Raw genomic sequence first — 26,266 nt, 5'->3', positions numbered from 1 at the left:
CTGGCGTCGCGGTGGTCAGAGGCGCTCAATGATGGTCGCGGTGGACATGGCCCCACCGGCGCACATCGTGATCAGTGCTGTGCGCGAGGCGGTGCGTTCCAACTCGTGTAGGGCGGTGGTGAGCAGTCGGGCCCCGGTGCTGCCCACCGGATGCCCGAGGGCGATCGCGCCACCGTTGACGTTCACCTTCTCCGGGTCGGCGCGGTGCACCGACAGCCAGGACAGCACGACGGCGGCGAACGCCTCGTTGACCTCGAACCGATCGATATCCTCGATCTTCATTCCGGCGCGGGCCAGCACGCGTTCGGTCGCCTGCACGGGGCCGTCCAGGTGGTAGTAGGGCTCGGCGCCGACCAGGCACTGGGCGACGATCCTGGCCCTTGGGCGGAGACCGAGCGCGCGAGCTCGATCGGCCTCCATCAACAATACCGACGCGGCGCCGTCGGAGATCTGTGACGAGGTGCCGGCGGTGTGCAGCCCACCCTCGACCACCGGTCGCAGTCGGTTCAGGGCCACCAGGGTGGTGTCCCGCAGGCCCTGGTCCCGCTCCACCGTGCGGGTTTCGCCGGTCGGCTGTCCCTCGGCGTCGAGAACCGGCGCCGTCACGGGTACGACCTCTCGGTCGTAGTGCCGCTGTGCCCACGCCTGGGCTGCCTTTGCCTGTGAGCGTACGCCGAACTCGTCCACCGCCGTGCGGGACAGTCCACGCCGGACGGCGATCCGTTCGGCGGCGACATACTGGTTAGGTAGGTCGAGGTCCCACGAGGCCGGCCGGGGTGTGCCGGCGTGGACGCCGAGATTCGCGCGCAGAGGTACCCGACTCATCGCCTCGACACCACAGGCGATGCCGACCTCGATGGCGTCGGTGGCGATGAGACCGGCGACCAGATGAGCGGCGTGCTGCGACGACCCACACTGGGCGTCGATGGTGAGGCAGCCCGTCCGGTATGGCAGGCCGGCGTGAAGCCAAGCGGTGCGGCTGATGTTGTTGGACTGCTCGCCGCCCTGGGTGACGCACCCGCCGATGACCTGCTCGACCGCGTCCGGGTCGAGGTCCGCGTGGGTGACGAGGGCGCGTTGTGCCGCGCCGAGTAGCTCGGCGGCGTGCAGCCCCGCCAGCCAGCCGCCGCGTTTGCCGATCGGCGTGCGAACCGCGTCAACGATCACCGGAGTACCCATCGCACCGTCCCTTCAGACAGAGAGAACGTGTTCTCCTCGTCGGAGCTCACGTTACGTTGTCGAAACAACATGTGATCTGTTTGAATATTAGAACAGGTTACAGTAGGAGGTTCGATGACTGAGCCGCGTATTCCAGTGGGATTTGACTTCACCGACCCCGCCGTCCTGGAGCGTCGAGTGCCTCGGGAGGAGTTCGCCGAGCTTCGCCGGACGGCCCCGGTCTGGTGGAACGTCCAACCGAGGGGCTCGGCCGGCTTCGACGACGACGGGTACTGGGTGGTCACCCGGTACGCCGATGTCATGGCGGTTTCTCGGGACAGTGACACCTACTCGACCCGGGAAAACACCGCGATCGCCCGCTTCCAGCCGGGCACCACCCGGGCGGATCTCGAGATGCAGCGGGTCATCATGCTCAATGTCGACCCGCCGGAGCACACCAAGCTGCGTGCCATCGTCTCCCGTGGCTTCACCCCCAGGGCGATCAACGCATTGCGCGGATCCCTCGCGGAGCGGGCCGAGCGCATCGTGCGGGACGCGGCCGTGCGTGGTACGGGTGACTTCGTCGCCGACGTCGCCTGCGAACTACCGTTGCAGGCGATCGCAGAGCTGATCGGGGTGCCGCAGCATCATCGTCGCAAGGTCTTTGACTGGTCGAACCAGTTGATCGGCTACGACGATCCGGCGTACGGCGTGGATCCGTTGACCGCCGCAGCCGAGCTGCTCGCCTATGCGATGGAGATGGCCAACGAGCGACAGCTCAACCCGAGTGACGACCTGGTGACCAAGCTGGTCAACGCGCAGATCGACGGTGAGCACCTGACGACTGACGAGTTCGGCTTCTTCGTGATGCTCTTGGCGGTCGCGGGCAACGAGACGACCCGGAACGCGATCACCCACGGCATGCTGGCCTTCCTCGAACACCCAGAACAGTGGGAACTGTTCAAGGCCGAGCGCCCCAGGAGCGCGGTTGAGGAGATCATCCGCTGGGCCACGCCGGTGAACGTGTTCCAACGCACCGCGTTGGTCGACACCACGCTGGGTGGGCAGGCCATCTCCGCCGGCCAACGGGTAGCGCTCTTCTACGGGTCGGCCAACTTTGACGAGTCGGTGTTCGAGGAGCCGGAACGGTTCGACATCACCCGTAGCCCCAATCCCCATCTGGGGTTCGGTGGTAGTGGTGCGCACTTCTGTCTGGGCGCGAACCTCGCCCGCCTGGAGATCGAACTGATCTTTCATTCGATCGCCGACCACATGCCGGACATCCGCAAGGTGGCCGAACCGCGGCGGCTGCGGTCGGGCTGGATCAACGGCATTCGAGAGATGCCGGTGCGGTACCGCTGAAAGGGGGCCCGGCTCTGGGCCGGACCCCCGCGCGGATCAGGAGTGCGCGGCGACGAACCGGTCCATGCAGCGTTCGGCGTTCGCGGTGATGGTCAGCGAAGGGTTTGCCAGGCAGGTTGACCCCGGCAGGAGCGATCCGTCGATGCAGAAGAGGTTGGGGTAGTCGACGCATCGACCGTCGAAGTCGGTGGCCTTGCCCATAACCATGCCGCCCAGCGGATGCCAGGTGTTCGCGGCACCGAGCCCGGTGCCGACACCCCGGGCGTAGGTCGGCAGACCGTGCAGGAGGTATCCCTTGCGGCCTTCGGTCTGCCACCACAACCGGGTAACCAGGTTCACCGCCGCCTTCTCGGAGGTGGTCTCCAGCGTCCCGTACGGCCAGTGCACCTTACCGGCCCCGGTCGCCGCGTCGTAGCGAATCTCGCCACGTTCCGGAGTCATGCTGGTCACCAGGTGCGCCGTGGTACGCGGCATCCAACGGGGGACAGGTGCTGCCTCCCACGCCATCGAGGTGGGTGCGTACGGGTTGTCCTCGTCGATGTACTTGACGTTACCCGGACCGCCCTGGGCGTAGCCGACGTCCTTTCGCAGGTTGATCCGGGTCACCAGGAAGTCGCCGTTGTTGCCCCAGCCCTTGCCCACCTCCTGGTTGACCAGGCGGGGAAGCCAGCCCTTGGCCTGGGAGGTGAGCAGCAGGGAGGTGGTGTAGACGGAGCCGGCGGCCATGAACAGGTAGTCGCAGACGAAGGTCTTCGTGGAGAGGACCGAGCCGTGCTCGTCGATCTGTCGGCACCGGATCTCGAACTTGTCCTGACCGGACACCTCATGGATCTCGGTGACCTCGTGCAACGCCAGTGTGGTCACGTTGCCGGTCGCAGCGGCCCAGGCGAGGTAGTTGCGGTCCACGCTGTTCTTCGCCCCGGAGTTGCTGCCGTACGGGCCCTCACCGATCGTGTGGCACGGCACGGTGTCACCGGCGAGCTCGGCGCGGATCACGTCCCAGTCGACGGCGAACGGAATGGGGAGGGGGGTCTGCTTGAACTCGGACAGGTAGTCGAGCCAGGCTCGGGCTCCCCGGTAGGGGCCGGTGCTCTGCACATCCTCGGGAATTGGCGTCGCACCGAGGCGTTGCCGGGCCCGTGGCCAGTAGACATCGTTCATCTCGTCGTATCCGACCTCGGTCGGATACACCTGCTCCCACTCGCTGCGCCGCGGCTGCGGTAGGAACATCCCGATGGCGAGGGAGCCGCCGCCAACTCCGGTTCCGCTCAGCACCGAGATTCCATCTCCGTCGTGTCGGGCGATCAACCCGGCCCGTTGTTCGATCCTCGCGCCGAGGTTGATTCCCAATGGCGGGCGGTCCAGGAACCAGCCACACCGCCAGTCGGGCTCATTGATGCTGCAAAACGTGTTGCCGGAGCCGTCCACGTCCCAGCGGCGACCTCGTTCCAACACCGTGGTCACCACTCCGGCCTGGCCGAGTCGGTAAGCGGCGACCGCCCCGCCGAAGCCACTGCCGATGACCACGGCGGTCTTCCCGGCCAACGCGGGTACCGGACCACCCGCCTGGGCCGCCTGCTGGCCTAGTGCGACCCCAGCGACGGCGACGCCGGCGCCGAGCGTGGTGGCCCTTAGCAGGCCACGTCGGGAAAGGCTCGTACCTGTCATGCTCGGCCCCTTCATGTCGCTGGTCGTGATCGGTGCCCGATGCCCATTTGTCGAGCCGGCCTCGCCGACCGTCCCCCGGCTCGGACCTCCCGCCTGGTGTTGCTGGCTCGCCGTATCGATCGGTTTGACCATCAAGTAGCTGACCGGGTTGCCGGTTGCCGACCGCACGCGCGCAGGTCGTCCACGCGATCCGGCCCGGCCACGGGTGGTAGCCGCTGTTAGGAACGCCAGATGATTTCGATTAAATTCATGAATATCAATCTATGGTGTACTCTGCGTGCCGTCAACGCCTCGTGGGTCAGACCCAGGAGGCGGTTGGTCGTGGCCACCCGCGGCGTCGCACGGGTTCAGGCGGTGGGGGCAGGTCACTCATCGACCGGGCCATCGTGGTTCTCCAGGTCGGTCGAGGTGAGGGCGGCCCCGATCGCCCGTAGGTGGGCGGTGGCGCCGCCCAGTCGGAACTCGTGGTGCTTCGCGGCGAGAAAGTAGCGATGCAGGTGGTGGTCAAGGTCGATTCCTACGCCGCCGTGGAGGTGGACGGCGGTGTGCGCGACCCGGTGTCCGGCGTCGGCGGCCCAGAATTTGGCCGTCGCCACCTCGGTTGGGCAGGGCAACCCTTCGGCGAGCCGCCAAGCCGCCTGCCAGAGCGTGAGCCGGATCGCCTCGACATCAACGTAGGCGTCGGCGAGCCGCTGTGCCACCGCCTGGAAGGTGCCGATCGGACGACCGAACTGGATCCGGGTGCGGACGTACTCCGCGGTTAGCTCCAGAGCCCGCTCGGTCACCCCAAGCTGGACGGCGCAGGACCCGACGGTGGCCCGGGTGGTGAGCCAGGCGGCGATTGTCTCGCCGTCCGCGACGGTGCCGAGTAGCCGGCCGTCGGGAAGGGCCACCCGGGCCAGGTCGATCCAGCCAGCCCCCTCGCCCCCTGCCACCTGCTGCGGCTCCACGGTCACCCCCGGGTCGTCGGAGCAGACCAGGAAGACCGCGGTCGCGCCGTCGACCTTGGCCGGCACCAGCACCAGATCGGCGTCCGGTGCGGCCGGCACGGTCGTCTTCGCGCCGGTCAGCACCCAACGGCCGGCGACGCGTTCGGCGTGTACCGCGCCCTCCGCGAGGGCGGCGGTCAGGATCACGGACCCTTTCAGGGCAGGAGTGACCCAATGGCTGAGTTGTCGCTCGTCACCAAAGGTGGCCAGCCCGGCCGCCGCGGTGACGATGCTGGACAGGTAGGGCACGGGGGCGACACTCCGACCCACCTCGACCAGGACGCCGCACTGCTCCAGGAGGCCGAGCCCGTCACCTCCCGCCCGGCGGGGTAGCGCAGCGGCGAGCACTCCCGCCGTGGCAAGCTCCTGCCAGAGCGGTCGGTCCAGGCAGATGTCCTTCGCCTCGATGTCCCGGAGCCGGTCGACGGTGACCCGGTCGGTGAGGATCTGCCGGGTAAGCAGGGCGAGGTCGCGGTGACTTTCGCCTGGGGTGAATCTCATGACTGCTCCTGCCGTTGACGGCGCCGGCGGGCCGCCGGCAGACCCAGGCCGACGGTGGCGATGATGTCCCGCTGCACCTCGTTGGTGCCGCCACCGAAGGTGAGGATCAGGGCGGAGCGGTGCAGCCGCTCCACCCGACCGCGCAGCAGGGCACCGCGGGACCCCTGCCGTACCGACGCGTTCGTGCCGAGTACCTCCATGAGAAGCCGGTACGCTTCGATGGCGAACTCGGTGCCGTAGACCTTGGTAGCCGATGCGGCGGCCGGGTCGATACCGGTGGCTGACTCGGCCGCGAGTCGCCAGTTGTAGACCTTGAGGAACTCGGCCTTGGCGTGCACGCGGGCCAGGTGTAGCTGGACCCACTCCTGGTCGATGACCCGCTGTCCGCTCGGCAGGGTGGTGGCGAGGGCCCAGTCCCGTACCTCGCCTAGCGCGTGTCGAATCGGGGCTGCCGAGGTGAGCGCGACCCGCTCGTGGTTGAGCTGGTTCGTGATCAGCGGCCATCCCTGATTCTCTGCGCCGACCAGCGCGGAGCGCGGCACCCGGACATCCGTGTAGTAGGTGGCGCTGGTGGTCGGTCCAGCGACGGTACGCACCGGAGTCCACGAGAAGCCGTTCGCGTCGGTCGACACGATGAGGATGGAGAGTCCCTCGTGCTGGGGCGCCTCTGGTGCGGTGCGGCAGGCCAGCCAGACGTAGTCCGCATACTGGATGAGGCTGGTCCACATCTTCTGGCCGTTGACGACGTAGGCTTCGCCGTCACGGACCGCGGTGGTGCGCAGGGCGGCCAGATCAGTGCCCGCCTCCGGCTCGGAGTAGCCGATCGAGAAGTGCAGTTCGCCGGCGGCGATCCGGGGCAGGTATTCGGCGCGTTGTCGCTCGGTGCCGAAGCGCATCAGCGTCGGCCCGATCGTGTTGATGGTCAGGAACGGAACCGGCACACCCGCGACCGCCGCCTCGTCGGTGAAGATGAGTTGATCCAGCATGGACCGGTCACTGCCGCCATACTCCCGGGGCCAGCCGAGCGTCAGCCAGCCGTCTTGGCCCAGGCGCCGCACGATGTCGCGGTAGACCGTCCCGTCGCCGTACTCGCCGTCGGTCATCGTGAGCGCTTCTCGGATGTCGGGGCTCATCAGCTCGGCGAAGTACGCACGCAGTTGTGACCGGAGTTGTTGCTGATCGACCGAGTAGGTGAGGTGCATGGCGCTGCCCCGTTCGGCTAGATTTAGAACGTGTTCTAGCATACTGGAGGAGGCGACGATGAGCGAGGCGTACCTTGTCGACGCGGTGCGCAGCCCGGTGGGGCGGCGCGGTGGTGGGCTGGCCGGGGTGCACCCCGCAGACCTTGGCGGTCAGGTCATCGCGGCCCTGCTGGACCGAGTGGGGGTGGATCCGGCCGCAATCGATGACGTCGTCTTCGGCTGCGTGGACACTGTCGGGCCCCAGTCCGGTGACATCGCCCGCACGTGTTGGCTGGCGGCCGGCCTACCAGAGGAGGTGCCCGGTGTGACCGTTGACCGACAGTGTGGCTCGTCCCAACAGGCGGTGCACTTCGCCGCCCAGGCTGTCCTGGCCGGCACGGCGGACCTCGTGGTCGCCGGTGGGGTCCAGAGCATGAGTCAGGTGGCGATCGCGAGTGCGATGGCCCCGCGCGGCCCGTACGCCGGTTCCGTCGGGTGGGCGGCTCGCTATGGCGAGGAAGAGATCTCCCAGTTCCGCAGCGCGGACCGTATCGCTGCCAGGTGGGGGATCACCCGTCCAGAAATGGAACAGTACGCGCTGCTCAGTCACGAGCGGGCCGTCCGCGCCCGGGAGGCGGGACGGTTCACCGCTGAGATCGTGCCCTGCGACGGCTGCACGGTCGACGAGTGCCCGCGACCGGACACCTCCCTGACAGCGATGGCCACCCTCGCTCCACTACGCCCCGACGGGACGACCACCGCGGCTCTCGCCAGCCAAATCGCGGACGCGGCCAGTGCCGTGCTGGTCGCCTCCGAGCGGGGAGTACGCGTGCACGGGCTGTCGCCCCGGGCCCGTGTCCACCATCTCAGCGCCCGGGGCGACGATCCGGTGCTGATGCTGACCGCGCCGATTCGGGCAACCGAGGTCGCGTTGCGGCGGGCCGGGATGACGCTCGACCAGATCGACCTGATCGAGATCAACGAGGCGTTCGCCAGCGTGGTGCTCGCCTGGCTGCGAGAAACCGGTGCGGACCTGGGTCGGGTCAATGTCAACGGTGGGGCGATCGCCCTCGGGCACCCGCTCGGCGCGACCGGTGCGCGGCTGATGACCACCCTGCTGCACGAGCTGGACCGCTCCGGTGGCCGGTACGGGTTGCAGACGATGTGCGAGGGCGGCGGCCAGGCGAACGTGACCGTCATTGAGCGGTTGTAAGCCGGGAAAGGCAGTCGGCTGCCTCGGCCACGATCCGGTCGATGAGTTCCGCGCACGAGGGTAGGTCATCGATCAGCCCCACCACCTGCCCGGCAGACATCACCCCGAGGTCGGCTCGGCCGTCCACCATCGCCGCCCGGAGTAGGACCGGGGTGTTGGCAGCCATCAGCGTCTGGGACCAGGAGAGTTCGCGGCTGCGTCGGGCGGCGAAGCCGTCCCGAATCAGAGTCGGCCAGGGCACTCCGGTGAGTCGGCGCAGCACGAGGGCCCGCCCGAGCGCGTGGGCCAGTGTGCTGATCCGCCCCGATCGTTCGAGTCGATCGACGAACCGGGTCCGGAGAACCCGGTGGGGTACTCCATCGACCTGCCTGGTGACCACCGTGCCGGTGGGACCGCTGTCTAGATAGGCCTGTTTCACCGCCGATCCGACCGGGCTGTCGCTGGTCAACAGGAATCGGGTGCCCATGGCGATTCCCGCCGCGCCGTAGGCGAGGGCCGAGACCAGGCCGCGGCCGTCGAAGAAGCCGCCGGCCGCGACCACCGGAATGTCGACCGCGTCCACCACCTGGGGGAGGAGCAGGCTGGTGGGGACCGTCCCCGTGTGCCCACCACCCTCGCCGCCCTGGACCAGGACGGCGTCCGCGCCCCAGGCGGCCACCTTTTCCGCGTGCCGGAGGGCGCCGACGGACGGGATGGTGATGACCCCGGCGTCGCGGAGCCTGCGGACGAGGTCGCGGCGCGGTGCGAGCGCGAACGAGACGACCCGGACCGACTCCGCGATGACCAACTCGACCCGCTCCCGTACGTCCGTCGCGTCGGCGCGCAGGTTGACCCCGAACGGTGCGGAGGTGCGTCGACGCACCTCGTGGATCGCGGAGCGCAACTCGTCGAGGTGCATCGTGGCCGAGGCGATGATGCCGAGGCCGCCGGCCTGGGCCGTCGCCGCGGTCAGCCGGGCACCGGAGACGTAACCCATGCCGGTCTGCACGATGGGGTACCGGACACCGACCAACTCGGTCAGCCGGGTGCGCAGTGCTGGGTGCATTGTTGTCTCCCTGCTGTCGGCACCAGGCGGGTGGGAACGGCCTCCGGGTGAGGCGCGGTGGGATTCACCGACCCAGCTCGTGATCTCGCAGCCCGGCCGGGTCCAGCTGCTCGCGGATGAGCCGTAGCTCACGATCGCTGGGGGTTCTGGTCTCCGGCAGCTGATCCGGCAGATGCAACGGGAAGCCGGTGGCGGCCACGACGTCGTCGACGCTGACGCCGGGGTGCACCGAGCGCAACCGCATCCCGCGATCCGGTGACTGGAAGTCGAGGACCGCCCGGTCCGTCACCACCACGCGGATCTCGTGGAACCGGTTGCCCGGGGAGCCGAGGTCAGCGGCCTGGTCGTAGCCGATGCCGCAGATCATGTCGACCCGGTCCACGAAGACCCGTCGGCTGTGGCGTGGCACCCAGTAGCTGGTCGGGTGGTTGATGGTGTTCCCCGGGGCGCCGCGCACACCGAGTAGCTGGGCGGTGGGGTGTGCCCAGGAGCCGATGCAGGAGATGTTCTGGTTGCCGTATCGGTCCAGTTGACTGGCACCCATCATGACGTGGCGCCGACCAGCGGCGACGATGCCGAACACCGCGCGGTAGGGAAGCCATCCCTCCGCCCCGTCGTCACCGACCAACTCGGCCTCGCCGTCGCTGAGCACCAGGTCGGGAGCGAAGGTGTGGCGAGCCAACCAGGCGCCCAGGCGGGGGATCAGTCCCATGCCGCTGGCCAGGATCTCGCCGTCGCCACGCCACGCCTCGGCGCAGGCGACGATGCAGACCTCGGCGCGGCTGGCCCCGGTCACGACACGGCCCGCTGGTAGTGGGCCTCGTCCGCACCGAGGTATCGATCCTGGAATCGGCTCCAGGCCTGCGGGCTGGCAGCGGATTCCGCGTACTCGCGCTGGAACGCCTCGTCGCGGCCGTAGTCCGGCACGCAGCTGGTGAAGTGCGCTCCGTGTGGGGTCTCGATGACCCCGTCAACCATCATTCGGCTGATCAGGAGGCTCTGCACGGGGCCGCCGGAGCGCAGCTCGGCCGGGTCGACCAACCGCTCGCAGGAAATGAAGCTCCGGGCAGCGGCGAGGCAGAAGAGGTCGTCGAAGTACGGGTCCGGGCCCAGGTACTGCCCGTTGCCCTGGCGGTCGGCCCGGTTCAGGTGCACGAGCGCAGCGTCCAGGGTGAGGGCGGGCATCGCCACCAGCTCTTCACCGTCGGAGTAGGGGGAGTGCACCGTACGGAGTTCGGGGTTGACCCGTAGGACGTCGGAGCCCAGTCCGGCCCGGATCGGCAGGTAGGGCAGTCGCCGTGCGGCGGCGAGCAGCCCCCAGTGCACCATTCCCTCGTCCAACTCGGTCAGCTCGACGGCACCCAACTTCCGGGCTCGGCGAAAGTGGGGTTCGAGGGCGATGCTGTCAAGGGAGACGAACCCGGTCACCACTCGCCGCACCCGCCCCGCCGCCACCAACAGGCCGACGTCAGGTCCGCCATAGGAGACGACGGTGAGATCCGTGAGGGCGGACCGGGCGATGGCCCGGACCAGTGCCATCGGCTTACGACGTGACCCCCAACCTCCGATACCGATCGTCATGCCGGAGCGCAACTCGCCGACTACCTCCGCGATGCTCATTACCTTGTCGGCCATGGTGGTCAGGCCACCCTCCCTCGTCGGTCGGTCAGTGACTTCTTCGGTCGAAGAAGCTCTGTCGGGCTCCGTCGGAGACGCCAGCGAGGTTCAGTTCGTAGGTGAAGCCCTGCTCGTAGCGGTAGGATCGCTTGAGGTCAATGGGGTCGATCCCGTTGAGTGACTCCTTCGCCCGACGAATGATGACGGGGTCTTTGGCCGCGATCTCCTCGGCCACGCGGCGGGCCGCGGCCAGCAGTCGATCCCGTGGCACCACCTCGAGCACCGACCCGAACGTCCGCAGCTCCTGCGCGGTGATTCGCCGGCAGGTGTAGACCATCGCCCGCATGAGTTGCTGCGGCACCAGCCGGGACAGGTGCGTCGCGGCGCCCAACGCACCCCGGTCCACCTCGGGTAGTCCGAAGGTGGCATCGTCGGCGGCCACGACGATGTCGGCGGTGCCGGCGAGGCCGACACCGCCGCCCAGACAGAAGCCGTGGACAGCTGCCACCACCGGCACCGGACACTCGTAGACGGCGGTGAAGGCGGCAAAGCAGCCCCGGTTGACGCCGATCAGTGCCGCGTGGTCGGTGCGGTGCTGGAGCTCCCTGAGGTCCACACCGGCGCAGAATCCTCGCCCCTCAGAGGTGAGGATCACGGCCGCCGCAGTGGGGCTGGCCGCGGCGGTGTGGATGGCATCGGTCAGTGCGAACCAGTCGTCGCTCGCAAGGGCGTTGACCGGGGGAATGTCGATGACCACCTCAGTGATCCGTCCGTCGCCGCGAATGTCGATGCCCATCGTTGACGCCTCCAGATCCACCGGTTGCTCCGTACCGGAATCTCCCAATTGCTCCACAATGGAACTCATCGGATTCTCCGCGACGGTCAGAGACACGGAGTGTCGCCGAACCTAGCGCTTGCTTGGCGTGAATCTATCACGAAGTCTGTGCAGGTATCGATGCGTCACGGAGCCTGGCAGTGCCCACAGGTTCGGCGTATCCTGCCGAGAAATAGAACATGTTATACCTGGTCAACCGTGGAGGTGGACATGGTTCTCTCGATCAAGTCACGACGGGACGCGGTGGGGCTGACCCGGGGGGAACTGCTCCTCGCGGGTGACTGGCGACCATCGCTTGACGGCCGGACGTGGGTGCACCTGCATCCGGCGACGGGCGAGGAGGTGGGGGAGTTCGCGGTCGCGGATGTGGCCGACGTGGACACTGCCGTCCGCGCCGCCCGAACTGCCTTCGACGAGGGGCCCTGGCCCCGTAGCCGGGCGAAGGAGCGCATTCGGGTGCTGCGGCGGACCGCTGACCTCATCCGTGAGCACACCGACGAACTGCTTGCACTCCAGGCGCTCGACAACAGTGTTCCGTTGAGCTTTGGTGACGCCTACGCAATGTCGGCCGAGTGCGCGGCCGACATCTTCGATCACCACGCTGGCTGGGTCGACAAGCTCGGTGGCGAGACGCTGTCGCCCTACCAGGGCGGTGACCACATGGTCTTCACCCTGCGGGAGCCGATTGGGGTGGTGGCGGCGGTCATCCCATGGAATGCGCCCCTTCTGCTGGCGGCGCAGAAGCTGGCGCCGGCGTTGGCCACTGGGTGCACCGTGGTGCTGAAGCCGTCGGAGTACGCCACCTTCGCGGTGCTGCGACTGGTGCGGATTCTCGAGGAGGCCGGCGTTCCGCCGGGTGTGCTGAACGTGGTGACCGGGCCCGGGGAAACGGCCGGCGAGGCGCTGGTAACCCACCCGCTGGTAGATAAGGTCACCTTCACGGGTAGCCGTGCCGTCGGCCGGCGCATCTTGCACGCTGCCGCGGACCGGATCACCAGGGTGAGTCTGGAACTCGGCGGAAAGAGCCCATCGATCGTCTTCGCCGATGCCGATATCTACGCCGCAGCGGCGTTGACCATGGGAACAGTCACTGTCGGACTGTCCGGCCAGGTCTGCGTGGCCCACACCCGAGCGCTGGTTCAGCGGGAGGTCTACGACGACTTCCTGTCGATTGCCGCCGGTGCGACCGCCCTGGTGAACTATGGGGATCCCTTCGATGCCGAGACCACTGCCTCGCCTTTGATCAATGTACGACAGCTCGACCGCGTGCTCGGCTACGTCGGAAAGGGACAGGCGGAGGGGGCCCGCCTGGTCTGCGGCGGCGAACGGGTTGGGGGAGAGCTGGCTGCCGGCAACTTCGTGACGCCGGCGCTCTTCGCCGACGTGACCAGCGACATGACCATCGCCCGCGAGGAGATCTTCGGCCCGGTGCTCGGGGTGACGCCGTTCACCGACGAGCAAGAGGCGGTGCGCCTGGCGAACGACACCGAGTACGGACTCGCCGCCACGGTGTGGACCAGCGATGTGAAGCGGGCGATGCGCCTCACCCGAGCGGTGCGGGCGGGAACTGTCGGCGTCAACGGCTACCAGGTGGAGCCGCATGCAGCCTTTGGCGGCTTCGGCCAGTCCGGCCTCGGACGGGAGGGCGGGCGCGGCTCGGCAGAGGCGTTCACCGAGATGAAGACCGTCCTCCTGCCCACCACGGATGAGCTCATGTAGGTGGCTCACCGTCGTCGCCGACCCGGCAGGTATCCAGGTCGGCGACCGGCGACCGGCGACCGGCGACCGGAGGCGGTTGAGGCCACGGCCTCAACCGCCTCCGGCGCGACCCCACCGCGTCTGGCTACCGGCTCTCGCCGAACGTGGTCGTCGCCAGCGGCAAGGTGGCCTCGCAGACGAATCCCGCTTCGGAGGCCTTGTCACCGAACAGCGGTCCCAGGGCGTCGTGTAGGGCGGATGGCGACCAGGACTCGTCATCGGTGTGGAAGCTCGCGCGCACGGTGGGTGGCGCCAGCACCGCGGCCACGCCACCGTGGATGACGAAGACCTCGCCGTTGATCGGATCTCCGGCTGGACTGGCGAGGTACCGCACGAGCGGTGCGACATGCGTGGGAGACAACGGATCAGTCGCGTCATCGGGAGAAGGCCCCATGAGCTCACTGGTCATTGCGGTGCGCGCTCGCGGGCAGATGGCGTTGGCCCGGACACCGTACCGGGCGCAGCTACGCGCGGTCGCGACGGTGAGGGCCACGACGCCGGCTTTCGCAGCGGCATAGTTCGGCTGGCCGGGCGAGCCGAGCAGAAACGCCTCGGAGGAGGTGTTGATGATCCGACCGTACACGGGGGTGCCGAGTGTCTTGCTGCGCTCGCGCCAGTAGGCGGTGGCGAAGCGAGTGGTCACGAAGTGACCCCGCAGGTGTACCCGCAGGACGAGATCCCACTCCTGCGCTGACATGGTGAAGACCATGCGGTCGCGGAGGACGCCGGCGTTGTTGACCAAGATGTCCAGCCGGCCGTACGTGTCGAGAGCCGCGTTCACGAGGGACTCACCGGTCGACCACTCGCCGATGTCACCCGTGCACACCGTGGCCTCGCCGCCCGCAGCCGCGATCTCGGCGGCCACTGCCGTGATGGCCTCGCCGGGTAGGTCGTTGAGGACGAGCCGGGCCCCACTCGCCGCCAGTTCGAGGGCTTCCGCACGCCCCAGACCGTTGCCCGCACCGGTCACGATCGCGACGGTGCCATCCAGTGTGAACTGCTGATCTGTCATTGGTGCTCCCTCGTCCGCAGGCAGTCGGTGGCTCCGCCGGGCAGATCGGTGACCAATCGCTTGCTTGGTAGCGTATCAGCTTCCTGCCGGCTTCGCCCGACGCGAGCGATCCGCCCGCGACGCCCCAGACGAGCTGTTGCCCGGAGCGAGGATGCCATCGAAGATCAGGCGGAGGACCGCGTCGGCGATCTGGTCGCCATCCCAGCTGTTGCTGCCGTTCTGCCCCCACCGGGTCGGGATCCACAACACGTCCCGCAGTAGTCGGTAGGTCAGCTTGGCGTCCAGGTCGGAGCGGAACAGACCACTCTGCTTCCCTCGCTCTAACTGGTCGACCCAGAGGTGTTCGATCTCCCGGGTGGCGGTACGCAGGTAGTCGAAGCGGGGCATGGCGCGGAAGTGGCTCCAGTCGTTCTGCAGCATCGTCAGGGCGGCGCGATGCCGGGCCAGCGTCGCTGTGCTGGAGCGCACGAACTGCTCGATCGTGCTGCGCGGGTCGTCTGGTTCGGCGACCGCCTCGCGGTATCCGGCGAGCACCTCGTTGAGGAAGCCGGACAGGATCTCGTCCCCGATCGACTCCTTGGAGTCAAAGTGGTGGTAGAGGCTACCGGAGAGGATGCCTGCCGCGTCGGCGATCTCACGCACGGTGGTGGCCCGGAAGCCCTTCTCGGCGAACAGCTCCCCGGCGAGGCGTACGAGGTGGTTGCGACGCTCCGACGGCAGGCTCGTGCTACTGGCTTTCTTTGTGGTCACGGTCGAATTATGCCGGTCGCCCCGGCTGCGCCCCAGCCGCTTGCTCGGGCCCTTGTCGACCCCTAGGCTAGAACAGGTTTCACTTTTGGAGGTGATCTCGTGCGGGCGGCGATCTTTCACACGGTGGGTGACGACAAGGTCGAGATTCGGGATGACGTGACGGTGATCGGGCCAGGTGCGGGGGAGGTCCGGATCAGGGTTCGAGCGGCCGGGGTGTGTCACTCCGACCGCTCAACGCGCGACGGGGTGCTGCCGCACCCGATGCCCGTGGTGCTGGGGCACGAGGCGTCCGGCGATGTCGTCGCGGTGGGGGATGGGGTGGAGGACCTGGCTGAGGGGGACCGGGTCGTGGTCAACTGGCTGCCCGCCTGCGGGTCCTGCCCCTCCTGCGCGCGGGGGGAGTCCTACCTGTGCCTGGCCAACGTGCTGGCCGGCTACGCCCAACCGCGCTTTCTGGCCGGCCAGACTCCGGTGTTCGCGATGGCCGGGTGTGGTGCCTTTGCCGAAGAGATCGTGATTCCCCGCGCCGGTGCCGTGAAGGTGGCCCCCGACGTGCCGTACGAGGTTGCCGCCCTGGTCGGCTGTGGCGTGATGACCGGCGTCGGTGCCGTGATCAACACTGCCCGGGTCGAGCCGGGCGCAGCCGTCGCGGTGATCGGCTGCGGCGGCGTGGGAATTGCCGCGATTCAGGGAGCGCGGCTTGCTGGCGCCGCGGTCATCGTCGCGGTCGACACGGTCGAGGCCAAGCAGCAGACAGCGCTGCGCTTCGGGGCAACCCACGGGTGCGGCCCGGAGACTTTAAGCGAGCTGTCGGCCCAGCTTACCGACGGTGAGGGCTTCGACACCGTCTTCGACGTGGTGGCCGTGCCGCAGACGCTACGTGCGGCGTGGACTGCGGCACGTCGGGGTGGGGCGGTGGTGGTCGTGGGCGCTGGCCGATCCGACCAGCAGGTCGCATTCAGTCCCTTCGAGCTGTTGTTCGAGGGAAAGACCATCACTTCCTCGCTCTACGGTGCGTCGCAGGCGCCCCGAGACTTTGACCGCATGTTCGGCCTCTGGCGGGCCGGCCGACTCGACCTGAGTGAGATGATCACGCACCGTCTGCGGCTGGAGGACGTCGGGGACGCCTTCGCCGCTCTCGGTCGCGGCGACGTAATCCGGCAGGTCATCTGCTACGACGGCGCCAGCTGACCCACCGGTGCGGATCGATGCAACAACCCCGGTGACCCACCATGCGGCGAGGGGCCGGCAGGTGGGCCAACCGGGGCCGTGATCGGCGGGACGGGTGCTCAGCCCACCAACTCGGCGATCTGGCGTAGCTGCTGGGCGTTGCCCTGGACGAGCAGCGTGGTGACCACGGTCTCGCGCCATCGTTGCAGCTCGTCTCGGACCTTGGCGACCGGGCCGATCAGTGCGATGTCCTCGACCAGCGCGGTCGGCACGGCGGCCGCGGCCCGCTTCTTGTCGCCTGCCAGGTACGCCTCGGTGATCACATCGCACTCTTTCTCGTACCCGAGGCGGGCGATGACATCTCGGTGGAAGTTGGCTGACTTGGCTCCCATGCCGCCCACGTAGAGCGCGACGAAGGGTCGGAGCCGGTCCGCCGCCCACTCGATGTCGTCATGGACGACGATCGGTACGGTCGCGGCGACCTCGAACGCGTCCAGGTCGCGGCGGGCGCCGGGTCGGGCGAAGCCCTCGGCCAGCGCGGCCCGATAGAAGCTGTCCGCCTTGGGGGAGAAGAACAGCGGTAGCCAGCCATCGGCGATCTCGGCGGCCAAGGCGACGTTCTTCGGCCCCTCGGCGGCGAGGAAGATCGGGATGTCGGCGCGCAGCGGGTGGACGGTGGACTTCAGCGGCTTACCCAGGCCGGTGCCGCCGCGATGCGGTAGTTGGAAGAAGTCGCCGTCGTGCTCGACCGGCCCAGACCGGGCGAGGACAGCACGGACGATCTCGACGTACTCCCGGGTGCGGGCCAGCGGTCGCGGATACGGCTGGCCGTACCACCCCTCGACGACCTGGGGGCCGGAGACACCGAGCCCGAGAACGAACCGGCCGCCGGAGAGGTGGTCGAGGGTGAGCGCGGCCATCGCCGCGGCGGTCGGAGTGCGGGCGGCCAGCTGCATGATGTTGGTGCCCAACCGGACACGGGAGGTGCTCGCCCCCCACCATGCGAGGGGGGTCAGGCAGTCCGATCCGTAGGCCTCGGCGGACCAGATGGAGTCGAAGCCGAGCCGGTCGGCTTCGGCGATGGCCGCCGTGACGCCCTCGGGTGGCCCGGAGGACCAGTAGCCGGTCGTGTAGCCAAGCTTCATCGGGGTGTCCTTCCAGGTCACCGGGGGGTCCCGGGGTAGAGCGGCCGGTGGGGGCCGCCTCGTTCCGCGTGGTGACGGTGGGCAGTGGTGACGGTGAGCAGTGGTGACGGTGGGCGGCGGTGACGGTAGGGAGGACTGCCACCGGTAGTCATCAACAGGAATAGTCATATCATTGAGTACTGGTCGGGGGAAGAGCCGGCGGGACGCGGTGCCGGCCCGCCGACATCCGTCATCACTCGGAGTGGGAGGTCTGACCATGGCGCTGCGGCACGCGGTGCTGGCGGTGCTGCTCGATGGTGAGTACAGCGGCTACCAGCTAGCCAAGATCTTCGACGTCTCCTTCTCCAACTTCTGGTACGCGGTGCCCCAGCAGCTCTATGCCGAGTTGGCCAAGCTGGAACGGGCGGGGCTGATCGCCGGTCGCCAGGTCATCCAGCACGACCGTCCCAACAAGCGGCTGTTCACGGTCACCCCCGCCGGCCTCGCCGAACTGGCCGCCTTCGCCGCAGTGCCGTCGAAGCCCTCGTCCATTCGGGAGGATCTGCTTGTCATGGTCCAGGCCGTTGACCGGCTCGACCCGGCACCGGTCATCGCCCAGCTCGAGGAGCGCGCGGGCATCGCCGCTGCCAAGGTGGAACTCTTTGACCGGACGCTCCGGCAGCTGCGCGGTGACCTGACCGAGGAGACGTTCCTGCGCGAGAGTGACCAGATCGGGCCGTACCTCACCTGCCTGCGGGGGCGTCGCTTCGAGCAGGAGAATCGTGAGTGGTGTGAGTGGGTGGCGGCCCTGCTCCGCGCCCGCGCGCCAGTGCCAGGTTGACCCGTTACCGCCAGGTGACCCGCCGGTGCCAGGTGCTGCCGCTCCGGCCCTCAGCACGGGGCCGGGGTGTCGCCGGCCCGGTCAGCCCACGCCGGGCGGTATTCGACCAAGCCGGCGTGCCGGGGCAGTGCGCCGTGGAATGGTGAGAGCCATGAAGCGGGACCGGGATGAGGTGTTCGTCGAGTACACAAAGTCGATCTGCCCGGTGTGCAAGGTTGTTGTCGACGGACAGGTCAACCTCCGTGACGACAAGGTCTATCTTCGTAAGCGCTGCCCGGAGCACGGCCAGTTCGAGGCACTGGTGTACGGCGACGCGCGGATGTACCTCGACAGCGCCCGATTCAACAAGCCCGGCACGATCCCGCTGACCTTTCAGACCGAGGTACGCGACGGCTGCCCGGCGGACTGTGGGCTGTGCCCGGAACACAAGCAGCATGCTTGCCTGGGCATTATCGAGGTCAACACCGGCTGCAACCTCGACTGCCCGATCTGCTTCGCCGACTCCGGCCACCAGACCGATGGGTACTCCATCAACCTCGCACAGTGTGAGCAGATGCTCGATGTCTTCGTGGCGAGTGAGGGCGAGGCCGAAGTGGTGATGTTCTCCGGCGGAGAGCCCACCATCCATCGACAGATCCTGGATTTCGTCGACGCTGCACAGGCCCGCCCGATTCGGGCGGTCAACCTCAACACCAACGGAATCCGGCTCGCCAGTGATCAGGCGTTCGTGGCGGCACTCGGCGAGCGGAACCGCCCGGGCCGTACGGTCAACATCTACCTGCAGTTCGACGGGTTCGACGAGCGAACACACCGGGAGATCCGCGGTCGGGACCTGCGCAAGATCAAGCAGCGAGCGTTGGACAACTGTGCCGAGGTCGGCTTGACCGTCACCCTGGTGGCCGCGGTCGAACGGGGGCTCAACGAGCACGAACTCGGTGCGATCATCAGCCACGGCCTCGCCCACCCGGCGGTGCGCAGCGTCTCGTTCCAGCCGGTCACCCACTCCGGCCGGCACACGCCCTTCGACCCACTGACCCGGCTGACCAACTCCGACATCATCCATCTCGTCGCGCGGCAGCGGCCCGACTGGTTCCGGGCCGAGGACTTCTTCCCGGTGCCGTGCTGCTTTCCGACCTGCCGGTCGATCACCTATCTGCTCACCTCGGGAACGCCCGGCGCCGAGGACTTCGCGGTGGTGCCGATTCCCCGGCTGCTCGATGTGGCGGACTACCTGGACTACGTCGCCAACCGGGTGGTGCCGGACCCTGCTGTCCGGGAGGCGTTGGAGAAGCTGTGGTCGGCGTCGGCGTTCATGGGCACCGACACGACCAGCGCACGCCTCGCCCAGACCGCCGCGGCGCTGGACTGCGCCGACGCCTGCGGAGTCAACCTGCCCGAGGCGGTCGCGGACCTAACCGACCGTGCCTTCATGGTCGTGATCCAGGACTTCCAGGACCCGTACACGCTCAATGTGCGGCAGCTGATGAAGTGTTGCGTCGAGGAGATCACCCCGGACGGTAGATTGATCCCGTTCTGCGCCTACAACTCGGTCGGCTACCGGGAACAGGTCCGCGAGCAGATGTCCGGGGTGCCGGTCGCCGACGTGGTGCCCAACGCACTCGTACTGCGCTCGATGATCACCGACTCCCCGTACGGGTCGAAGGTCGCGCAGCGTTCCGACGGTGGTGCCGCCGGGCGGCGGGTGGCACCGGACGCCACCAACGTCGGGCGGCGGATCCGGTGACGTCGGCGAGTGAGCCCGCGGCGTACCCGAAGAGTTGTTGCGCCGCGGTCTACGGTTCGGACCTGGTCGCCCTGCTCCTCGGCGAGGCCTACCATCCCGGCGGTTCGCCGCTGACCCGTCGACTCGCCGCCCGACTGGCGCTGAGCAGCGGTGAACGCGTGCTCGACGTGGCGAGCGGACGGGGTGCGAGCGCGTTGCTGCTGGCGTCCGAGTACGGCTGCACGGTGACCGGTGTGGATCTTGCCGGTCCCAATGTCGCGGCCGCCACCCGGGCGGCCCGTTCCCTCGGGCTCGCCGACCGGGTGCGGTTCCAGCAGGGAGACGCCGAGCGGCTCAGCGCCGACTCACACACGGTTGACGTGGTGGTCTGTGAATGCGCCTTCTGCACCTTCCCGGACAAGCCCACGGCGGCCGAGGAACTGGCCCGGGTGCTGGTCCCGGGCGGTCGACTGGGGATGGCCGATGTCATCGCCGTCCCCGACCGGCTGCCATCTGAACTGACCGGATTGGGGGCGTGGATCGCCTGTGTTGCCGATGCGCGTCCCCTCGACGAGTACGTTGCCCTGCTGGCCGACGCGGGGTTGACCACAACCCACGCCGAACGGCGCGACCATGCGGTCACCACGATGATCGACCAGATCGAGGCGCGCCTGACCGTGCTGCGGATGACCGCTGGTGACGAGGCTGCGGCACTCGGCCTGGACTTCGCCCGTGCCCCGGCGGTTCTGGCCGCGGCCCGTGCCGCGGTCGCCGACGGTGTCCTCGGCTACGCCATGCTGACGGCCAGAAAGCCGGAGTCTGGCCCGCGCTGAATCCTCCTGGCCCGCGGCGGAGAGCGTGGCGTCGGGGCGTTGCGCGTGGCGGAGGCGCGCGTCGATCAGTGTGAACCGACAGCTTGCCGTCCGGGCAGCCGCCCGATAGCCTCTCGCCGTCAAGGTGCACGGGAAGCCGGTGGAAGACCGGCGCGGCCCTCGCCACTGTGACCGGGTAGTGATCTCTGACTATGCCACTGGGCCAACCAGGCCTGGGAAGGCTGGAGTGAACGTCGATCCGGAAGCCAGGAGACCGGCCTTGACACGGATCTCATCCACGAGGTGCTGGAAGGGAAGGTCGTTCGATGCATATCGCCGAGGGGTATCTCCCTCCGGAACAAGCCGTGGCGTGGTTCGTCGTGTCCGCGCCATTCGTCGTCCACGGGAGTCGGGCCCTGGTCCGGCAGGTCCGTGCAGATCCAGATTCGAAACTGCTACTCGGAGCGGCCGGTGCCTTCACCTTCGCGCTGTCCGCACTGAAGATCCCGTCGGTGACCGGGTCGAGTTCCCATCCAACTGGCACCGGGCTGGGGGCGGTGCTGTTCCGCCCGCCGGTGATGAGCGTGCTGGGCGGCATCGTTCTGCTGTTCCAGGCGCTGCTGTTGGCACACGGCGGGCTGAGTACGTTGGGCGCGAACGTCTTCTCGATGGCGATCGTCGGCCCCTGGGTGGCGTACGGGAGCTACACCGTGGTCCGTCGCGCCGGCGGCGGCCTGGGCCCGGCGGTGTTCGCCGCTGCGGCCCTGGGCAACCTGGCGACCTACAGTGTCACCGTCGCCCAGCTGGCCCTGGCGTTCCCCGACCCGATGTCTGGCATCGTCGGTGCGCTGGCGAAGTTCGGTGGGATTTTCGCCGTGACCCAGATTCCGCTGGCGATCAGCGAGGGGCTGCTGACCGTTCTGGTGGTCCGCCTGTTGAGCCGGACCAGTGGGGATGACCTGCGCCGGCTCGGGCTGCTGCGTCCGGTGGCGGAGGTGCGGGTATGAGGCGCTTCTCTTGGATCAACCTGCTGCTGCTGCTCGCGGTGCTGTTCCTGGCGGTGGTGCCGCTGGCGTTCGGCCTCGGGTCGGGGGAGGAGCCCTTCTCCGGCGCGGACGCCCTTGCTGAGCAGGCCATCGTGGACGACCACCCCGACTACCAGCCGTGGTTCTCGCCGATCTACGAGCCGCCGTCGGCCGAGGTGGAGTCGGGACTCTTCGCCGTCCAGGCCGCGCTCGGTGCCGGCCTGCTCGGCTACTACTTCGGCGTTGCTCGGACCCGGCAGCGCGATGCTGCCGACCGGCAGCGCGGTTAGCGTGTTTGCCCTCGACGTCGCCGCGCATACCGGCCCCTGGCGAACCCGGCATCCCGCCGAGAAGGCGCTGCTCGCGCTCGGGTTGCTGGTCTGCGCGGTGGCCCTGCCCACCTGGCCCGGCGCGTTCTTGTCCGGTGGAGCGGCGGCGGTGCTGCTGGCCGCCGCACGGGTGCCGTTGGTCGTGGTGCTGCGGGCGGCCCGGGTCCCGTTGCTCTTCGTGGCCACGTCGACCGTCCCGTTGCTGGTGTCGATGTCGGCTCCAGCCCGGCTGGCCATTGACCCCGTGGGCCTGTCGGTGGCGGCGCAGACCGCGGGCCGGTCTGTGGCGGCGTTGACCTGCCTGCTGCTGTTCAGCGCCACCACACCGCTGTCGGACGTCCTGCCACGACTGCATCGGTTGGGGATCCCCCCGGCGGTCACCGAGATTGCCGCGCTGACGTACCGGATGCTCTTCCTGCTGGTGGAGAGCGTGCGTGCGGTCCGGCAGGCGCAGGCGGCGCGGCTTGGTTTCCGTACCTGGCGGACCACCTACCGGTCCCTGGCCGGTCAGGCGGGGGCGGTGTTCGTCCGGGCGTTGCGCCGGGCGCGGCGGCTGGAGGAAGGACTGGCAGTACGGGGCTACACCGGTTCACTCGCCGTGCAGGTGGAGGCCCACCGGGTGTCGGTGCCGTTCGTCGCGGCGACCACGGTGCTGCTCGCCACGATCGTCACGGTCACCACCGGGCCGGGGTCTCCCTGGTGAGCGCCCCACTGCTGGAGTTCGACGGGGTGAGCTTCGCCTACCAGTCGGGTCAGCCGGTCCTGACCGGCGTCAACCTCCGGGTCGACACGGGTCAGCGGCTGGCCGTGCTGGGCCCGAACGGCGGCGGCAAGACCACTCTGTTCCGGCTGGCGGCCGGCTCGCTGCGGCCCGCCGCGGGCCAGGTTGCCGTCGCCGGTACCCGGGTGCGGCACACCAGGGCCGGCCTGCGGGAGCTGCGGCAGCAGGTGCAACTGGTGGTGCAGGACCCGGACGACCAGCTCTTCTCCGCCAACGTCCGGCAGGATGTCTCCTTCGGACCGGTCAACCTGGGCCTGCCGGCCGAGCAGGTGCGGCGGCGCTGCGACGCGGCGCTGGCGGCACTCGGTGTGTTGGCGATTGCCGACCGACCGACCCATCTGCTCTCCTACGGCCAGCGCAAGCGGGTGGCCATCGCCGGCGCGGTCGCGATGCACCCGCGGCTACTGATTCTCGACGAACCGACCGCCGGGCTCGACCCAGCCGGGGTGGAAACTCTGCTGCGGACCCTGCACGACCTGCACACCGCGGGTACGACGGTGGTGCTCTCCACCCACGATGTCGACCTCGCCTTCCGCTGGGCGGATGCGGTTGCCGTGGTCTCCGACGGCAGCGTGCGCACCGTAGCCACGGCGGACGGGCTTGCCGATGGGGAGCTGCTCGCGGCGGCGCACCTGGTGCCGGCGTGGGCGCCGCTGGTGCACCGGCTCCTGGACCGGATCCCGGATTTGGCGGGGGCCCGCCCCCGCGCCGCGGCCGAACTCGCCGTGCTGCTCAACGGTGATGGGCCAGACGACCGGTCGCCGCCGTAGCGCGGCGGCGGTGACGGCGCTGATGCCGCAGGGAGCGGGCTCCAAGGGGTGTCGGGCGGCGTTCGGCGCCGCCTGACACCCCTTGGTCAGGTCGTACCGCGTCGGCGGCGTAATAGCACCAGGGCGCCGGCTATCAGCACCAACAGGATTCCACCGCCGACCACCGCCGGGGCGCCGATTCCACCGCCACCGCCACCGCCGTCGTCACCGGTCGCCGCCGCCGGGCTGGCCAACGCGGGCTCGGTCGGCGTCGTAGCGGGGGGCGACGGTACCGGCGCCTCGGTGCCGGCGGGGTCGGCGACGGTGAACGCGTACGAGCCCTGGACCGGGTGCCCGTCGGCGGAGACCACCCGGTACGCGACGGTGTAGGTGCCGTTCGCCAAAGTGCCCTCGATGCCTATTGTGCCTTTCGTCCCGGTAACCACGGGTTCGCTGGTCGGCACCTTCTGCTCCGCGGCGTCGGAGAGAATGATGGTGGTGAACGCTGGATCGAGCCGCTGGAGAAACTCCAGGGTGATCTCGGTCGGCGCCGCGTCCAGCTCGGCGTCCTTGGCCGGAGTGGTGGCCTTCAGGGAATTGTGCGCGGCGGCTGGGGAGGCCGGTACGAGCAGCAGCGCGGCGGCGGTGAGGACGGCGGCGAGGAAGCCGGCGGGTCTCGGGCGGGTGCTGGTCCGCATGGTTCTCCTGTCGAGGTCAGCCGAGCAGTTGCTGGCCGATCCAGCCGCCTTCGGAGCAGCCGGGTGGGATCGCGAAGACGGCAGAGCCGATGGGGGTGGTCCACTCGTTGAGTAGGTCCCGTTCGGCCAGCCGTCGTTGGATGGGTAGGAACTGACGGGTGATGTCGGCCTGGTAGGAGGCGAAGATCAGGCCGCTGTCCGCAGTGCCGTCGGCGCTGGGTACGCCATCGTAATTGTAGGGGCGGCGCAGAATCCGGAGCCGGTCCTCGGCAACATGGGAGCGGGTCAGGTGGGAGAAGTCCGGGATGACGGTGAGCCCGCCCGACCCGAGGGCGGTGAAGTCGGGCTCGTCGTGTTCGTCCGTGCCGGTCAGCGGCGCGCCGGTGTCGAGCCGGCGGCCGACGGACAACTCCCGGTCGGTGCGGCCGAGGAGATCCCACGTCTCCAGGTTCATGCTGATTCGTCGGACGACCAGAGTGGTGCTGTCGCGCAGCCAGGTCGGCCCGTCTGGCACCCATACCGCGGTCTCCAGGGGAGCGCCCGGCTTCGGGTTGGCGGTGCCGTCGAGTTGGCCGAACAGGTTGCGCTGGGTGCGCCCCGGCTCGGCCCCGGCCGCGCGCCGGAAGCCCTGCTGCACCCAGGCGACGGTGGCGAAGGGGCGGCTGTCCTTCACCAGCACCCGCTGGGCATGCGTGACGGTCAGCGGATCGTCGGCGCAGATCTGTAGCAGCAGGTCTCCGCCGGACCAGCGGGGGGAGAGCCGGTCGATGCCGAACGCCGGGAGGGCGGCCACCGACGGTGGCCGCCGCTCGTCGAGGTTGGCCGCCCGGTAGAAACCGGGACCGAAACCGAAGGTCACGGTCAGCCGGGCTGGCAGGAGCCCGAGCTCCGGCTCGGTGTCGGCCAGGGCGGGACGGCCCTGGGTGAGGCGGGCGGCGTCGTCGGAGAGCAGTCGTAGCATCCGTCCCAGCGCCTTCCGGTCCGTCTCCGGCCGGAGGACGAGCGCGACGAACGCCGCGTGTGCCTGCGGTTCGGTGGCGACCCCGGCCTGGCGAGTCCCGTGGAACGGTTCGACGGCGAGCCCGATCTCCGCCACCGGCGTCGTCGCGGCGGGGCGGGTCGCGGGATCGTCGGAGCCGGCGGCGGTGACCGCCACGGCGGCGCCGAGCGCGCCACCGGCAGCCAGGGCACCGCCGGTGAGTAGACCGCGTCGGCTCACCGCGCGGGGGCTGCTCCCAGTCACGACGCTGCGCTGGGGCTAATGGACATTTCCGGCATACTGTGCTCGGGGTTGTAACTCTCCTCCGCGCCGGTGAATGGCTTCGCCACCGCTGTGAACGACTGGGTGCGCCCGTCGGCGAAGGCGAGGGTGAAGGTCAGCTCATCCCCGGCCTGCACCGGCTGCTGGAGATCCAGCAGCATGAGGTGGTCGCCGCCGGGCTCGAGCACGTAGCTGCTCTTCGCCTTGATCACAATGCCGCCCTGCTTGGCCTGCATGACCATCTCGCCGTCTTTCATGGCCATCTCATGCAGCTCCATCGGCGACACCTCGGTGCTGACGCCGGTCAAGGTCACATCGGCGTCGCTCTCGTTGACGAGGGTCGCGAACGCCGCGGTCATCCCCTTGTCGGCGGCCTTCACCCACGGGTCGTTGATACCGATCACCCCGGCGGGGGCATCCGCCGACGGAACGGCCGTCGTCGATGGGTTCGGGTTGGTCGCCGACGAGTCGCCGGACGAGCCGCAACCGGCCATGGCGGCGGTCAGCAGGGCGGCGGCGACCAGGGCGGCCGGGCGTAGGTGCCGACCGGTGACGTTGCTTGGCATGGAGACCTCTCTGAAGTTCGGTGTTGACTGTTGGTCGGATCGACATGGCGGGAAAGTTCCCGGTGATTCGATTAGCAACATCACCGGGATCCGGATGC

25 protein-coding genes and 1 riboswitch are annotated in these 26,266 nt (G+C 68.9%); of the genes, 11 read left to right on the top strand and 14 right to left on the bottom strand.

Translation table 11 applies throughout. From position 1 onward, the window contains the following. Positions 1–15: 15 nt before the first annotated feature. A complete protein-coding gene (locus tag STROP_RS13150; RefSeq protein ID WP_012013838.1) occupies positions 16–1,179 on the bottom strand; it encodes a steroid 3-ketoacyl-CoA thiolase in 1,164 nt (387 codons plus the stop codon). Between the two features lie 114 nt (positions 1,180–1,293). Between STROP_RS13150 and STROP_RS13145 the strand changes: the two genes are divergently transcribed. Continuing rightward, positions 1,294–2,520, top strand: a complete 1,227-nt coding sequence (locus STROP_RS13145; protein ID WP_012013837.1) for a cytochrome P450 — start codon at positions 1,294–1,296, stop codon at positions 2,518–2,520. A 36-nt stretch (positions 2,521–2,556) separates the two neighbouring features. Here the strand turns inward: STROP_RS13145 and STROP_RS13140 are convergent, their stop codons facing one another. The 3 genes from STROP_RS13140 to STROP_RS13130 form a co-directional block, all read right to left on the bottom strand. Next, on the bottom strand, positions 2,557–4,188 hold the full coding sequence (locus tag STROP_RS13140; protein WP_012013836.1) for a GMC oxidoreductase: 1,632 nt from the start codon (positions 4,186–4,188) through the stop codon (positions 2,557–2,559). 365 nt (positions 4,189–4,553) lie between these two features. Beyond that, positions 4,554–5,678: an acyl-CoA dehydrogenase family protein gene (locus STROP_RS13135; protein WP_012013835.1), complete on the bottom strand. Its 1,125-nt coding sequence runs from the start codon at positions 5,676–5,678 to the stop codon at positions 4,554–4,556. Further along, entirely contained in the window at positions 5,675–6,880 is a 1,206-nt protein-coding gene (locus tag STROP_RS13130; protein WP_012013834.1) for an acyl-CoA dehydrogenase family protein, read from the bottom strand. Before STROP_RS13130 ends, STROP_RS13135 begins: the two co-directional genes overlap by 4 nt. Before the next feature lie 58 nt (positions 6,881–6,938). Here STROP_RS13130 and STROP_RS13125 point away from each other — a divergent pair, with 58 nt between their 5' ends. Continuing rightward, the gene (locus STROP_RS13125; RefSeq protein ID WP_012013833.1) at positions 6,939–8,072 is read left to right on the top strand and encodes an acetyl-CoA C-acetyltransferase; all 1,134 of its coding nucleotides are present in this window, start codon (positions 6,939–6,941) and stop codon (positions 8,070–8,072) included. Here the strand turns inward: STROP_RS13125 and STROP_RS13120 are convergent. The 4 genes from STROP_RS13120 to STROP_RS13105 form a co-directional block, all read right to left on the bottom strand. Continuing rightward, positions 8,056–9,117, bottom strand: a complete 1,062-nt coding sequence (locus tag STROP_RS13120) for an NAD(P)H-dependent flavin oxidoreductase (RefSeq protein ID WP_012013832.1) — start codon at positions 9,115–9,117, stop codon at positions 8,056–8,058. The two genes, STROP_RS13125 and STROP_RS13120, sit on opposite strands and share 17 nt — an antisense overlap. Before the next feature lie 64 nt (positions 9,118–9,181). After that, positions 9,182–9,913, bottom strand: coding sequence for a CoA-transferase subunit beta (locus tag STROP_RS13115; protein ID WP_012013831.1), 732 nt, complete (start codon positions 9,911–9,913; stop codon positions 9,182–9,184). Continuing rightward, positions 9,910–10,752 carry a CoA transferase subunit A gene (locus STROP_RS13110; protein WP_012013830.1) on the bottom strand — a complete coding sequence of 281 codons (843 nt, stop codon included), beginning with the start codon at positions 10,750–10,752 and terminating at the stop codon, positions 9,910–9,912. The genes STROP_RS13115 and STROP_RS13110 overlap by 4 nt, the downstream gene beginning before the upstream one ends. 31 nt (positions 10,753–10,783) lie before the next feature. After that, entirely contained in the window at positions 10,784–11,530 is a 747-nt protein-coding gene (locus STROP_RS13105; protein ID WP_026274850.1) for an enoyl-CoA hydratase family protein, read from the bottom strand. 249 nt (positions 11,531–11,779) lie between these two features. Here STROP_RS13105 and STROP_RS13100 point away from each other — a divergent pair, with 249 nt between their 5' ends. After that, positions 11,780–13,288, top strand: a complete 1,509-nt coding sequence (locus STROP_RS13100) for an aldehyde dehydrogenase family protein (protein ID WP_026274851.1) — start codon at positions 11,780–11,782, stop codon at positions 13,286–13,288. Between the two features lie 124 nt (positions 13,289–13,412). On the opposite strand, the gene STROP_RS13095 is transcribed toward STROP_RS13100, so the two are convergent. Next, the gene (locus tag STROP_RS13095; protein ID WP_012013827.1) at positions 13,413–14,339 is read right to left on the bottom strand and encodes an SDR family NAD(P)-dependent oxidoreductase; all 927 of its coding nucleotides are present in this window, start codon (positions 14,337–14,339) and stop codon (positions 13,413–13,415) included. A 75-nt stretch (positions 14,340–14,414) separates the two neighbouring features. Beyond that, on the bottom strand, positions 14,415–15,089 hold the full coding sequence (locus STROP_RS13090; RefSeq protein ID WP_012013826.1) for a TetR/AcrR family transcriptional regulator: 675 nt from the start codon (positions 15,087–15,089) through the stop codon (positions 14,415–14,417). A 99-nt stretch (positions 15,090–15,188) separates the two neighbouring features. Here STROP_RS13090 and STROP_RS13085 point away from each other — a divergent pair, with 99 nt between their 5' ends. Continuing rightward, positions 15,189–16,280 carry a Zn-dependent alcohol dehydrogenase gene (locus tag STROP_RS13085; RefSeq protein ID WP_012013825.1) on the top strand — a complete coding sequence of 364 codons (1,092 nt, stop codon included), beginning with the start codon at positions 15,189–15,191 and terminating at the stop codon, positions 16,278–16,280. A gap of 98 nt (positions 16,281–16,378) precedes the next feature. Here the strand turns inward: STROP_RS13085 and STROP_RS13080 are convergent, their stop codons facing one another. After that, positions 16,379–17,404: an LLM class F420-dependent oxidoreductase gene (locus STROP_RS13080; RefSeq protein ID WP_026274852.1), complete on the bottom strand. Its 1,026-nt coding sequence runs from the start codon at positions 17,402–17,404 to the stop codon at positions 16,379–16,381. Positions 17,405–17,660: 256 nt separating this feature from the next. Here STROP_RS13080 and STROP_RS13075 point away from each other — a divergent pair, with 256 nt between their 5' ends. The 7 genes from STROP_RS13075 to STROP_RS13045 all read left to right on the top strand — a co-directional run bounded on the left by STROP_RS13075 (position 17,661) and on the right by STROP_RS13045 (position 23,664). Next, a complete protein-coding gene (locus tag STROP_RS13075; RefSeq protein ID WP_026274853.1) occupies positions 17,661–18,224 on the top strand; it encodes a PadR family transcriptional regulator in 564 nt (187 codons plus the stop codon). A gap of 151 nt (positions 18,225–18,375) precedes the next feature. Then, a complete protein-coding gene (locus STROP_RS13070) occupies positions 18,376–19,968 on the top strand; it encodes a radical SAM protein (RefSeq protein WP_043535374.1) in 1,593 nt (530 codons plus the stop codon). Then, positions 19,965–20,780, top strand: coding sequence for an SAM-dependent methyltransferase (locus tag STROP_RS13065; RefSeq protein ID WP_012013821.1), 816 nt, complete (start codon positions 19,965–19,967; stop codon positions 20,778–20,780). The genes STROP_RS13070 and STROP_RS13065 overlap by 4 nt, the downstream gene beginning before the upstream one ends. Before the next feature lie 105 nt (positions 20,781–20,885). Further along, positions 20,886–21,056, top strand: a riboswitch (cobalamin riboswitch). Between the two features lie 29 nt (positions 21,057–21,085). Beyond that, positions 21,086–21,766, top strand: a complete 681-nt coding sequence (locus tag STROP_RS13060; RefSeq protein ID WP_012013820.1) for an energy-coupling factor ABC transporter permease — start codon at positions 21,086–21,088, stop codon at positions 21,764–21,766. Continuing rightward, positions 21,763–22,074 carry an energy-coupling factor ABC transporter substrate-binding protein gene (locus tag STROP_RS13055; protein WP_012013819.1) on the top strand — a complete coding sequence of 104 codons (312 nt, stop codon included), beginning with the start codon at positions 21,763–21,765 and terminating at the stop codon, positions 22,072–22,074. The genes STROP_RS13060 and STROP_RS13055 overlap by 4 nt, the downstream gene beginning before the upstream one ends. Position 22,075: 1 nt before the next feature. Further along, positions 22,076–22,816, top strand: coding sequence for a cobalt ECF transporter T component CbiQ (gene cbiQ / locus STROP_RS13050; RefSeq protein ID WP_026274854.1), 741 nt, complete (start codon positions 22,076–22,078; stop codon positions 22,814–22,816). Next, positions 22,810–23,664 carry an energy-coupling factor ABC transporter ATP-binding protein gene (locus STROP_RS13045; protein WP_162872428.1) on the top strand — a complete coding sequence of 285 codons (855 nt, stop codon included), beginning with the start codon at positions 22,810–22,812 and terminating at the stop codon, positions 23,662–23,664. Before cbiQ ends, STROP_RS13045 begins: the two co-directional genes overlap by 7 nt. Before the next feature lie 86 nt (positions 23,665–23,750). Here the strand turns inward: STROP_RS13045 and STROP_RS13040 are convergent, their stop codons facing one another. The 3 genes from STROP_RS13040 to STROP_RS13030 are packed head-to-tail and all read right to left on the bottom strand — an operon-like array spanning position 23,751 to position 26,168. Beyond that, positions 23,751–24,341 carry a copper resistance CopC family protein gene (locus STROP_RS13040; protein WP_012013816.1) on the bottom strand — a complete coding sequence of 197 codons (591 nt, stop codon included), beginning with the start codon at positions 24,339–24,341 and terminating at the stop codon, positions 23,751–23,753. A 16-nt stretch (positions 24,342–24,357) separates the two neighbouring features. Then, positions 24,358–25,584: a Dyp-type peroxidase gene (locus STROP_RS13035; RefSeq protein ID WP_012013815.1), complete on the bottom strand. Its 1,227-nt coding sequence runs from the start codon at positions 25,582–25,584 to the stop codon at positions 24,358–24,360. Then, the gene (locus STROP_RS13030; RefSeq protein ID WP_012013814.1) at positions 25,581–26,168 is read right to left on the bottom strand and encodes a copper chaperone PCu(A)C; all 588 of its coding nucleotides are present in this window, start codon (positions 26,166–26,168) and stop codon (positions 25,581–25,583) included. The genes STROP_RS13035 and STROP_RS13030 overlap by 4 nt, the downstream gene beginning before the upstream one ends. Positions 26,169–26,266: the final 98 nt, after the last annotated feature.

Origin of the sequence: Salinispora tropica CNB-440 (assembly GCF_000016425.1) — a bacterium.
In the GTDB taxonomy this organism is placed as follows: domain Bacteria; phylum Actinomycetota; class Actinomycetes; order Mycobacteriales; family Micromonosporaceae; genus Micromonospora; species Micromonospora tropica.
This window is presented reverse-complemented; position numbering and strand designations above follow the sequence as displayed.

What these genes read in the sequence shown, in the direction of transcription:
- STROP_RS13145 (WP_012013837.1), top strand. Translation starts at nt 1,294, where the DNA reads ATGACTGAGCCGCGTATTCCAGTGGGATTTGACTTCACCGACCCCGCC.
- STROP_RS13135 (WP_012013835.1), bottom strand. Translation starts at nt 5,678, where the DNA reads ATGAGATTCACCCCAGGCGAAAGTCACCGCGACCTCGCCCTGCTTACC.
- STROP_RS13105 (WP_026274850.1), bottom strand. Translation starts at nt 11,530, where the DNA reads ATGGGCATCGACATTCGCGGCGACGGACGGATCACTGAGGTGGTCATC.
- STROP_RS13040 (WP_012013816.1), bottom strand. Translation starts at nt 24,341, where the DNA reads ATGCGGACCAGCACCCGCCCGAGACCCGCCGGCTTCCTCGCCGCCGTC.
- STROP_RS13070 (WP_043535374.1), top strand. Translation starts at nt 18,376, where the DNA reads ATGAAGCGGGACCGGGATGAGGTGTTCGTCGAGTACACAAAGTCGATC.
- STROP_RS13150 (WP_012013838.1), bottom strand. Translation starts at nt 1,179, where the DNA reads ATGGGTACTCCGGTGATCGTTGACGCGGTTCGCACGCCGATCGGCAAA.
- STROP_RS13030 (WP_012013814.1), bottom strand. Translation starts at nt 26,168, where the DNA reads ATGCCAAGCAACGTCACCGGTCGGCACCTACGCCCGGCCGCCCTGGTC.
- STROP_RS13100 (WP_026274851.1), top strand. Translation starts at nt 11,780, where the DNA reads ATGGTTCTCTCGATCAAGTCACGACGGGACGCGGTGGGGCTGACCCGG.
- STROP_RS13055 (WP_012013819.1), top strand. Translation starts at nt 21,763, where the DNA reads ATGAGGCGCTTCTCTTGGATCAACCTGCTGCTGCTGCTCGCGGTGCTG.
- STROP_RS13120 (WP_012013832.1), bottom strand. Translation starts at nt 9,117, where the DNA reads ATGCACCCAGCACTGCGCACCCGGCTGACCGAGTTGGTCGGTGTCCGG.
- STROP_RS13110 (WP_012013830.1), bottom strand. Translation starts at nt 10,752, where the DNA reads ATGGCCGACAAGGTAATGAGCATCGCGGAGGTAGTCGGCGAGTTGCGC.
- STROP_RS13140 (WP_012013836.1), bottom strand. Translation starts at nt 4,188, where the DNA reads ATGACAGGTACGAGCCTTTCCCGACGTGGCCTGCTAAGGGCCACCACG.
- STROP_RS13080 (WP_026274852.1), bottom strand. Translation starts at nt 17,404, where the DNA reads ATGAAGCTTGGCTACACGACCGGCTACTGGTCCTCCGGGCCACCCGAG.
- STROP_RS13075 (WP_026274853.1), top strand. Translation starts at nt 17,661, where the DNA reads ATGGCGCTGCGGCACGCGGTGCTGGCGGTGCTGCTCGATGGTGAGTAC.
- STROP_RS13060 (WP_012013820.1), top strand. Translation starts at nt 21,086, where the DNA reads ATGCATATCGCCGAGGGGTATCTCCCTCCGGAACAAGCCGTGGCGTGG.
- STROP_RS13125 (WP_012013833.1), top strand. Translation starts at nt 6,939, where the DNA reads ATGAGCGAGGCGTACCTTGTCGACGCGGTGCGCAGCCCGGTGGGGCGG.
- STROP_RS13095 (WP_012013827.1), bottom strand. Translation starts at nt 14,339, where the DNA reads ATGACAGATCAGCAGTTCACACTGGATGGCACCGTCGCGATCGTGACC.
- STROP_RS13130 (WP_012013834.1), bottom strand. Translation starts at nt 6,880, where the DNA reads ATGCACCTCACCTACTCGGTCGATCAGCAACAACTCCGGTCACAACTG.